The following is a 10,496-nucleotide window of genomic DNA, read 5'->3' as shown; positions in this document are numbered from 1 at the left end:
TATTATTATTACTATATTAATATTTTACCTTAATTATATATTCTTTCTTTATTATCTTAACTTCTATTATCTATTATTCTGTTATTACTTTCTTTCCTGACACCAACTTTTTAGACTAAATTTTGAGATTATTATTGTGAGCGAGGGGGGTAAAATCACACACTGGTTCGCTTTGGTAAACAATTGAACTGTCCGCCGCAAAGCGGCGGGACGATCTGGGGGATAAGAAAACGACTGACCATAAAAAAGCATATAATTTTTATTATATGAAAAGCAAGGTTGGTTACATCTTATGGGTCGAGATGATCCAAAAAATTCCGCGTTGGGAATTAACGCTCGGAGTAGTTTTTTTGGGTTTAATTGTTCTAGGAATTTGTTTTTATTGGATTATCCGAATTTTTCAACTCCAGATTTTTCATGCCTTTGAAAAAATTAAATTAAAACCAAAAGATCTCGACCACTCGTTTAAGGACGCCAGATACATTGAAATTATCATCCCCAAAAATTCACAAGCCACAGCTTTTCAGGTGCAGCAGAAAATTCTTAAAGCCATTCACTCGACATATATTGATCCAGTTGAAGGGCCACATGAATTTTCGCGCACCTGGTATTTCTTCCAAAAAATGTGGCGACTCTGGAAAGTGTATCGCAACCACCAGGTATTTTTTGGCCTGCAAATTTGGGCGCAGTACCCGTTTGTCTCCTTTCGTTTAAATATTCCTAGCGAATATTTTGACCGCATTGAAAAAGCTATTTTCAATGCTTATTCCAATGCGGAAATAATTGATCTGGATAAAAGCAAGGTCGTTGAAGAAATATCTAAACACCATAAAAGTTTTTTAAGCTACGGCGAGTCAACGATTGAAGGCAAGTTTTATCACCGAGTTAAAACTTTTAAGGATGTTTCGAGCGACCCAGTGGACTCAATTATTTCCACGATGGAAGGTTTAGAAAAAGGCCAGTTTATGGCCTACAATGTTTGTCTTTCACCCTCTTCGCATTTCTTTAACCAGATAATTCATTATTTGCTGGAAGAGCAGGAAAGGCTCCAAGGACTGCCAGAAGATAAAAAGTTCGGGGCATATAATAGGATGTATGTGTCGGAGCTGGTTACTTCTCTCGCCACTGCCATGCTTGAGAAAATGAAGGCTTCACTCTTTCAAGTCATAATCTCCTATTGGGCCGTAGCGCCTACGCCTGAAGAAGCTGATGAAAAGATAGTGAATGTGCAGGCCGTTTTGAATGAGATCAATCAGAAAAATATGAACACCTTGAAACACCGCCGACTGTTTACCAAGCAGGTCGAGGACATTGTAGGGAAAGGTGTGCTCTCGACCATTATTAATATGAGGCCAGTACTCAAAAGGCGTAAGCATGAGTACTGGCCTTTTTCTTTTTATGAAAACTACGGCCAGATGGTATCCGATAGCGAATTATATTCTTTTTGGCATTTACCGAACATAACGGAAAACACTGTGTCTTCAATTAAAATTATTAAATTTAAAAAACTACCAATGAGTAGTGAAATGCGAGAAATTTCCGAACGCTTTTTTGTTAATTTGGGTCACTCTAATTTCCGGATGCAGGGAAATATCTCCATCGGCATTTCCACCTGGGAAGACATGAAAAAACATACCTACATCTTGGGTGGCACGGGTGCCGGAAAATCCGAAACTTTAAAAACCATGCTGAGCAATCTTTTGCAAAAAGAAGATGAGGAACAAACCGCCTGTTTAATTATAGACCCGAAAAATGATTTTGCCACAGATCTTTTAACCATGATTCCAGAACACCGAAAAGATGACGTGATATATTTCAATCCGCCAGCCCAAAAAGATAAGCCTTTGAGCTTTCCATTTTTTTCGCAATTCTCAGGAAATAAGACTAATGATGAACGGATTGAATTTTTAATCTCCATTATGAAACGGTTCGTGCAAATAGACTCAACGTATTCTTGGGGACCAGAATTGGAAAATATTTTAAGACAGCTGTTTGCCACTGCCTACCTCCTGCCCGAACAGTCTTTATCTGGTTTGGATATGCTCCTGCACGAACCAAACCAGATAAAAAATATTTTAAAATATTTGCCACCACGGTTACAAAAATTTTGGGTGGATTCTATTTTAAAAAGAACTAATAATGATTTGTCTAAATATTTGGCCACGACCAATAATAAAATAGGCAAAATATTGGATTACCCGGAATTTATGAATATTGCCGACAGAATGGATACTAAAATTACTTTTGAGGAAATGATCAACACCAAAAAGATTTTTATTGCCAACCTCGGCTCCTGCAGTGAACAAATGAAAAAATATTATTCAGTCTACCTTACCGCTCACATTGCCGAGGCAATTTTCGGCCAGGCCAGGTTACCGAATGAAGAACGCAAACGGACGGTCTTTGTGGTTGACGAATTTCAGCGGGTGGCCAGTGATATTTTTGAAACCTTGTTTTCTGAAGTTAGAGCTTTTAATACTGCCCTCATTATTTCCAATCAATTTATGGGGCAATTAGATTTACGAATACAGAAATCTATTGAATCCAATATTGCCACCAAAATTTTTATGCGCACTCAGTCGGTAGACGATGCCGAAATTGCGGAAAAAATCTTAGGCGGCAAAGTATTGGCCGAAGATATTATTAACTTGCCGACCGGCACGGCGTATATTAAAACTTTAGCCTATGGCACACCGCAGGAGGCCATGTCTATAAACATCAAAAGAACACTCCACCCGACAGACATTGCCAAGGATACAGAAAGATTATTTATTGAAGAAACCATGGAACGCTACGGGACGCCGCTTGAAGTAATTAAGCAAAAGCGAGCGACGATTAATAATATATATTATTCAGCCGACCGCGAGCAGATTTTCTTTGAGCAGATGGGTCGACACACGACTTTTGATGAGACGCCGGAGACAGCAGTTGTGCCAGGAGAAAAACCAACCGTCTTAGCCCAACCAGGGCAAGATAATAATGAAAAAACTATTTTTGACTTTTAATTTATGTCTTTAAACACCCTTGACGTTTCATTAACACCAAGAGAAGACATTAAAATCTATAACGTACAGTTAAACCAGAACGCCTTAGAAACAATGTCTTTAATTTTTGAATTTAAAATAGCCACCGCCTGGCAGATTAGCAGATTTTTACGCCAGCAAGACCGTGTTAATTATGTATATTTAAAACTGCGTCAGCTGTGGCAAGCCGGATATTTGGAAAGTTTTAAAATATTTACTGGTTCCCGTTCCGGCATGCCAGTTTATTATATGCTGTCCAAGCAGGGGCTTGTGGCACTCAATGAATACGGCCATTATGATCAAAACCGCCTTGAAAACTATCCACAAGCCAAGAAGCTCTTGTCCTGGAATTTATTCCGGCACGAAGCCGAAGTGGTCGAACTAGCCAGCTTGGAGGCTAAAAATAAAACTCAAAAATTAAAAATAATTTTTAAAGGAGAGATGGACTCATTGGCTAGAGAATTTAGAAGCGATAAAAATATTGAAGTTTTAACTCCGGATTACACCGTTATATATACCGCTTTCAACGTGACTGAGCGCGTTTACAGTGAATATGAGCGAACGAGCAAATCTCTAGGAGCGATGATCAGAAAAATTGAACGCTACATACAATTTTTAAACTCCAACGAAAATATTCACACAACTTTAAGGTTTATCTTTCAGACACCACAGATGGAGCAATCCTTTTGGCTTCGGCTGTTAATGAATAAGGCAAGTTTTTTACAAAAATTAAGAATATTCACCACCAATCTAACACTCCTTGGATCATTTGAACAATTTCTCGAGCCAATTTACGCTTCAGAACAGACAGTTAAACTCGAAAAACAAGGACGATTAATTGCCGACTTATCCAAAAGAATAAAATTATTTTCTTTTCTATGATAAATACTTACGCCGACCTCATTGAAGACATAATTACAGAAATGAAAATGAACTTACCCAAAGAAGAACATCTTTTGGTTGGCCATGAATATTTTGTCTGGCTGGATTTTTTAAAGAAAATTAAGCCAGAAAGCAAATTACTTATTTGTACAAATGGCACAATTAAAGAATATACCGAGATTGGCGAAATAATGATCTTAGCCGAAACCAATAAATATCCAGTCTGGCATATCCAGCCACACTTTATTGAGCTGGAGATTGTTATAACTTATGAAGATGGCGAACTGAAGACCGTAAATTCAAAAGATAATATAAATATGTCCGAAGTCTGGGACGTACCGCGTCACCTAGATGAATTCTCCGGAACAGTTAAAGGCATATTGAATGAACAAAAAAATTTTATTGCTTATGATCTGGAATTGGTAGGAAATTTTTTGCAAAAAATGGAACTGCTAAAAAATGCCGGCTTCACTATCTCCGAATATGTGTTATTCCCCACAGATAAAATTGCGAGCACATCCAGTAGTAAATTGGAGGCGTCGCTGCTTAACTTTATCTCCAAATCCTGCGAAGCGGGATTAAAAGTCGATGGAGTGGTTGTGGTAAGCGACAATCCGTTGTTGCCTGGAAATTGTACACGCCTTATCTTTAAACCGAAATCAGTTAATAATTAATTTAAGACTTATGAAAAAAATCTTATCAATCATTACCAGTATTTTTGCCTCCCTGTTTATGGCCTCAGTGGCTTTTGCCCAAGCCCTGCCTCAACCAGATTTGTCTGTTTGGCAATCTGATAAAATGAAGCCGGTCCGCGACTTTGCCAATATTGCCATCGGCGTCATTTTTGGCATTGCCGTGCTTTATTCCGTCATTATGATTGCTTGGTATGGAATTAAACTGCAATCAGCTGGCGGCGACCTGATTAAATCCCAAGAGGCCAAACATGGACTCAAAGCCACTATCGTTGGTGTCGGCATTACCTTTGGTGCTATTTTCATTATTGGTTTAATTCTCTATGTACTTGGGTTAATCGGCATTAAAGGCGCTTAATTTACAATTTTATGAATGAAGAAGAACCAAAGAAAAAACCGCCGAGAGGTCCGCTGTTTTGGCTGGACAATCTTCTTAAAAAATATATTCCCAATTTTAATGCTCGGGCTGTTATTTATTTGAGTATCATTTTCGCTATTGTTATCTATGCTCAGATTTGGAACTTTGGGTCGCACCAAAAAATAAAACCGCCGGAAAAAACAAAGGAGACAGTTATTGCTGATCAGACATATTGGGATAGTTATGAATATACAGACAAAATAAAAAACCAAACAGTTGAATCTTTTACCAATGAATTGCAAAACTGGCTCGACGGGAAAGACCAGGAACTGGTTAAACGCAAATTTGAAGACATTCTGTTTATTAACTCGGCTCTGACGCTCGGCACTGGCGGCGACTTGACCGAAGTTGTGCCACAAAGTTTTGCCTATTTGGAAAATATTGCCCGCGGACGCTACCAGTATGCACAAAAAAATGGTTTTTTGAGCGACACTCCAACTTTGGTAAAACTGGGAACAATTGTCTGCAATCTTGATCCCAACACTGAACAACTGACTGGTATTGAACTTTATGACTGGCGCTATGCCTCAATGACAAAGATTTCCACCTTCATGAGCACTAAGCCAGATTGGAAGATGACAGTCGGCGATAAAATTCTGGATGTAAGCGACCCACGAATTGAAGATAAGGCTATTCTTAAATACAAAAATGCCAATAACCAGCCAGCCGGATTGTTTTCTTTTTTAATTTTTCACAATCCAAAAAATAATAGCATCGTCCTAGCAGATAGTGAAACTTTAGAAATGAACGGCGTCGATGCCAAATTAACTCTGAGTAGAATTACCACGCATTGGAATAAAAATCCGAAAATATATTTTGCTTATGGATATGAAGGCTGTAAGCAAATGAGTACCACTACTCCAATTATTATACCTTATGGACAATCTAATTAGAGCCGTTCTAGTAAATTACGTTCCGACCGTCATTGTCATGAGTATTGTCATCGGCATTTTTGTAGTTGCCCTGGCCGGCGTTATCCGCAATTCCGGCAAGCAAACCGATGTTGCTCGTTCCAACTATATGATTCAGACTGTGATTGTTGGACTGGTGATGCTCTTTATTTCCGGAGCCTTTGTCTTTGCTTTTCATGAAGTTTACATGAGCCATTTCTATAATAATGTGGAACAGGATTTGGCCAATAAATTACCAAGCGAAGGCACGATTAATAACACTGATCTTTTAAGTTCGGATGTTAAAAGCACTTCCATCACCATGCCGGATCCGAAGTGTATATTAGTCGTCGTGGATACCATTGACTGCGTCAAGAAAACTATCAATGATATCATCGGAGTAATTATTGGTAAGATGGTACGAGGATTAGGAGTCGTACTCTCTGAGGTCTTAGATAAATTTCATTTCAATTTTCTATTTGCCTTGCCGACACAAGTATTTGACAAGGGTGCGAGCAATCCGGATGATGCTGCACAAGCCATTAATTTTGACAGCCTGTTAAAATTGAGCGAGATTATTGGGCTGGCCTGGGTTTATCTTTTGGTTGTCACACATTACTTTAAATCAATTCTCTTTGCCATGGACAGCGACTACTCAAGCGACTTTGCGGGCGACATTGGCAAAATGATCTTAGGTTTTGCTGGCGTATTTATGGCTCGCTATATCGCCGAAGCCATTATTAAAACCGCGGCGGCCTTTGCCACTTTTCTCTTCAGCACGCCTTTGGCCAATGGTTTGACCTTGGCGTTAAAATCGCTTTTGACTGACAATCTTTGGAGTTCTTTTAATGGTTTCAGTATTTCTCTCGTAGCCTTGGCAATTTTTGTGCTGGTCTTCATTATTCTTTTTGGCTTTGTGGTTTTTAAAAATGCCAAGCGCTATTTTATCCTCCTTATTATGATACTCCTCGCTCCGATTTTTTCGCCCATGCTATTTTTTGATATGACCCGGACAATGGGCATGATTTTCTGGAATAAATTTATTGTGACCAGTTTTAGCCTGGCTTTTGATTTGCTTATTCTCCTCATGGTCTTCGTTTTCTTAGGCTCGGGCGGACTTTCCTTGGGTAATCTCATTCTCATATTAGTCGGCTTGGCTATCGTCGCCGACAGCAATAATTTAGTCCAGCAAATTGCTTTAGCTTCGGAAGTTTCCGGCTTTCGTTCAGTGGTTCGGCGCGGCTTTAGAAACAGCGCCGGCACGGTAATGGCCATTAAAAGTTATCTTAAATTATGAGCGACGAAAAACAAACCAAAATTGATATTCCAGAATCTATTGAAGGCTACAAAGTAACCCTGTTTTGGGGACTGACCACCACGCAGATTATTTTAGTGTTTATGGCCACGCTCTTTGCCGGCTTTGGTATTTTCTCTATTGCCTCCAAACGCTTTACTGCCATGGCTTTTATGTTTTTAATAACTGGTTTGATGCTCCTCGGGATTATTGAAATTAGAGGCCGTAATTTTTACCGTCACCTGCTATTTATTCTTTCCTACTACAAAACCCAGCCCCGAGTTTTGATCTACAACCACTACAGCGCCAGCGGCGATGCCCGCGAACAAAACAAACATTTAATTTATGAACAAACCAATAACACCAAAACTTTTGCGGGAATTTTGATTGCCATTGTCATCGGTCTCATTCTTTTGATTTTAATTTCTATATATATTTACCATGTCATACATACGCAATCTGCTATTCAAAAATAAGCCCGGCTACCAGACGCTTTCCAGTTTCTGGCAGTTTAAGGATATTAAGGATGGAGTAATAATTATGAAAAGTGGTGCCTACCGCATGTGCTTGGAAATTTTTCCGGCCAACTTTAGTTTGATGGACGACGAAGAAAAACGCCGGGCAGTTATTGGCTTCGAGCAGGTACTCCGGGAAATTGAAGTTAAGTATCCGCTCAGAATTTTGGTTCAAACTAGAAAAACCAATGCCAATGACTACATCAACCAACTAGAACACGCGTATAGCATCCGGAGCCTTGGTACTTATGATTTGTTTCGCAAGCACGCTGACTTTATCCGCGAAGTCAACAAGGATTATGAAATTATTACCAAAAAGTTTTATTTAATTTTAGAATTTAGTGAACTTAAATATACCTTGTCTAAAGATATTATCAGCCGTGAAGAAAAAAATCTCAAAAAGAAGCGCGAAATTACTGAAGAAGAAATATTCCAGGAAGTGCGACAAAGTATGCTGGGAATACTGGCCACTTTTAAGTCGCAATTTCAGGCAATTAATCTTAAAAGCAAAAATCTCTCTACCAGTGAAATTGTGAAGGTAATGATGAGTTATCTGGACGAGGAAAAATTTTTAAACAACCGCGAATTTTATGAACACTTGGATGAACACCGCCAACGGGCCGGTAAAGAAGGTTTGCCGTTTTCGGTGATTAATAAAATTAGCCCAGATTTTATTGAGGACGAAAACATTGACCTCATGAGCATTAACGGTAAACTCTACCTGCGCTCGGAATTTTTAAGCGAGCTCGGCTCGCATGCCTACATTGACTGGTTTAAGGAAATAGTGATGTTTCCTTATGCCAACGATTTAATGCTGACCTACACCAGCAAGGATCCAGCCGAAGCCGTGGTTAAGCTCTCGGATAAACGCCAACGGATTGAGGCAAAAATATTTGACGAAAATACCCAGCATCGGCCAAAAAATATTGCTGACAATTTGGTTTTGGAAAGCACGGAAAAAATTGAAAAACAATATTTACGCTCAGAAATTAAGCCGATTGATTTAAAAGTTGAAATGACTTTTCGCTCCGACACTATTCAGGCCTTGAACATTGTACATATGAATTTGGAGCGATTATTGAATAGAAAAATGATGCGTTCCCGAATTTATCATTATGAACAATTTGAAGGACTAAAAGGAACTTTTATTGCGGGGTACAGCGACACCAACACTAAAAACCACCGTGACATTAATACTGATGTTTCGGCATTTACTTTTCCGTTTATCATTCCGCAAATTTCCTCCAGCACTGGCATACTTTATGGCGTGGATGAAATTAACCGTTCATTGGTTACGATTGACCGCAAAGAATTAGAAAGCTATAACCGCTCAATTGTCGCTTCCACTGGCGCCGGCAAGTCGTATTTTATAAAACTGGATTTAATCCGCTCGCGTATGATTGGCTACCAGTCGTTTGTACTAGATGTAGAAAATGAATTTGAAATGGTCACCAACTATTTAAAAGGAAAATATATTGAACTTAACGACAAGTCTATTTATTACATCAATCCCTTTCATATTTCTGGTCCCGAATACAAAGCGCAGAAAATTGAATTTGTGCGCGATCTGTTTAAAACAATGTTCAGCAATGAAAAAATTGGTGTGACTGAACTGACTAAAATTGAAAAAGTTATTGGCAATGTTTATGAAGAGGCGCTGGCAAAAAACAGCCAGCCGGTTTTAATTAATTTTATTCAAGCCATTGAAACACTGCCAAAAAACAGAACGACTGAGGGATTATTAACTGTCCTCCGGTCATACAACGAACCCAGCCACCCGCAATATTACCTTTTTAACAAACAGCAAAATATAGATTTTGCCAATGATGATCTAATTGTCTTTGCCTTAAAGTATGTGGACAAGCGTGACTTTGTCATTGCTGTAATACTCGAGAGTTACTGGAATTATATCAACCATCCTAAAAATAAAGTTAAATTCAAAAATTTAATTATTGACGAAGCCTCCCAGCTTTTTCAGTCCGGCTTGATTGTGGAAAAGCTGGCGTCCTTGGCTCTGCGAGGAAGAAAGTATAATTCGGGTGTGACAACGATTGTGCAGTCAATTAATCATTACTATAACAGCGCCTTCCCGCGAACCAGCGACCTTTTTGACCAGTCATCGGTGACTTTGGTTATGAAGCATAAAGTCAGTGATTCTTTTGATAAACTCAATGAAAAGGTGCATATAAATAAGCCAGAGCGAGCCTACTTAGAGAGACTCGAGGTTGGAAAAGGACTTCTTATTGTGAATGATTCCAAAATTCCGCTGTCCATTAAAAGCAGTGAAGAGGAAGATCGAGTCTGCACTACCAAACCGCCAGCTTAATTTATGGGTGTCGCTTATCTAATCCAATTAATTTACAGCCAACGGCATAAACTAAAAAATTGCTGTATTTTGTTGCTTATCTTTTTTCTCGGTTTTGGTTTTTTTATTTACCTCTTAATTTCTGTTGCTTTTGCCGTGATCCAAGGCACGGGTCGAGTTTCTGATACTGATCAACAAAATCTCGCAACTTTCTCTGAATTCCAAAGCTTTAATTACAAAACCATTGCCGGCGATACTTGGTATACTTTTGCCCATCCTTATGCTTTTCCGACTTTGGGAGTTTTAACCCAAGGAGTGATTCTAGATTCGTCGGCCGTGGTCGGACTAAGGCATGTGGCTTGGGACATCGCCGACCGCGTTTCCCGACAAACAGAAGTCCGCGCCTTTGCCGATGGCACGGTCATTGCTGTCAAAGATAATATGTTAATAAATACCACCCGGCGCTGGAAATTTTGT

General features: G+C 39.1%; 8 protein-coding genes and 1 pseudogene. All 9 read left to right on the top strand.

Features of this window, described 5'->3' with window-relative positions; all coding sequences use genetic code 11:
• The first annotated feature begins 266 nt into the window (after nt 1-266).
• The 9 genes and pseudogenes from A2294_04035 to A2294_03995 all read left to right on the top strand — a co-directional run bounded on the left by A2294_04035 (nt 267) and on the right by A2294_03995 (nt 10,496).
• Nucleotides 267-3,005, top strand: coding sequence for a hypothetical protein (locus tag A2294_04035; protein ID OGH85858.1), 2,739 nt, complete (start codon nt 267-269; stop codon nt 3,003-3,005).
• Nucleotides 3,006-3,008: 3 nt separating this feature from the next.
• Nucleotides 3,009-3,905 carry a hypothetical protein gene (locus tag A2294_04030; GenBank protein ID OGH85857.1) on the top strand — a complete coding sequence of 299 codons (897 nt, stop codon included), beginning with the start codon at nt 3,009-3,011 and terminating at the stop codon, nt 3,903-3,905.
• Nucleotides 3,902-4,579: a hypothetical protein gene (locus A2294_04025; GenBank protein ID OGH85856.1), complete on the top strand. Its 678-nt coding sequence runs from the start codon at nt 3,902-3,904 to the stop codon at nt 4,577-4,579. The genes A2294_04030 and A2294_04025 overlap by 4 nt, the downstream gene beginning before the upstream one ends.
• 10 nt (nt 4,580-4,589) lie before the next feature.
• The gene (locus A2294_04020; GenBank protein OGH85855.1) at nt 4,590-4,955 is read left to right on the top strand and encodes a hypothetical protein; all 366 of its coding nucleotides are present in this window, start codon (nt 4,590-4,592) and stop codon (nt 4,953-4,955) included.
• Nucleotides 4,956-4,966: 11 nt separating this feature from the next.
• Nucleotides 4,967-5,908 (top strand): hypothetical protein, encoded by a 942-nt coding sequence (locus tag A2294_04015; protein ID OGH85854.1) that lies wholly within the window; start codon nt 4,967-4,969, stop codon nt 5,906-5,908.
• A gap of 37 nt (nt 5,909-5,945) precedes the next feature.
• Nucleotides 5,946-7,202 (top strand): hypothetical protein, encoded by a 1,257-nt coding sequence (locus tag A2294_04010; protein OGH85853.1) that lies wholly within the window; start codon nt 5,946-5,948, stop codon nt 7,200-7,202.
• The gene (locus tag A2294_04005) at nt 7,199-7,675 is read left to right on the top strand and encodes a hypothetical protein (GenBank protein ID OGH85852.1); all 477 of its coding nucleotides are present in this window, start codon (nt 7,199-7,201) and stop codon (nt 7,673-7,675) included. Before A2294_04010 ends, A2294_04005 begins: the two co-directional genes overlap by 4 nt.
• Nucleotides 7,641-10,040, top strand: a complete 2,400-nt coding sequence (locus A2294_04000; GenBank protein ID OGH85851.1) for a hypothetical protein — start codon at nt 7,641-7,643, stop codon at nt 10,038-10,040. The genes A2294_04005 and A2294_04000 overlap by 35 nt, the downstream gene beginning before the upstream one ends.
• Nucleotides 10,041-10,043: 3 nt before the next feature.
• Nucleotides 10,044-10,496: pseudogene (locus tag A2294_03995) on the top strand (hypothetical protein).

The organism is Candidatus Magasanikbacteria bacterium RIFOXYB2_FULL_38_10 (assembly GCA_001783145.1).
Lineage (GTDB): Bacteria > Patescibacteriota > Patescibacteriia > Magasanikbacterales > UBA10003 > GWC2-40-17.
The sequence above is the reverse complement of the archived record's forward strand: the minus strand, read 5'-3'. Positions and strand labels throughout refer to the sequence as shown.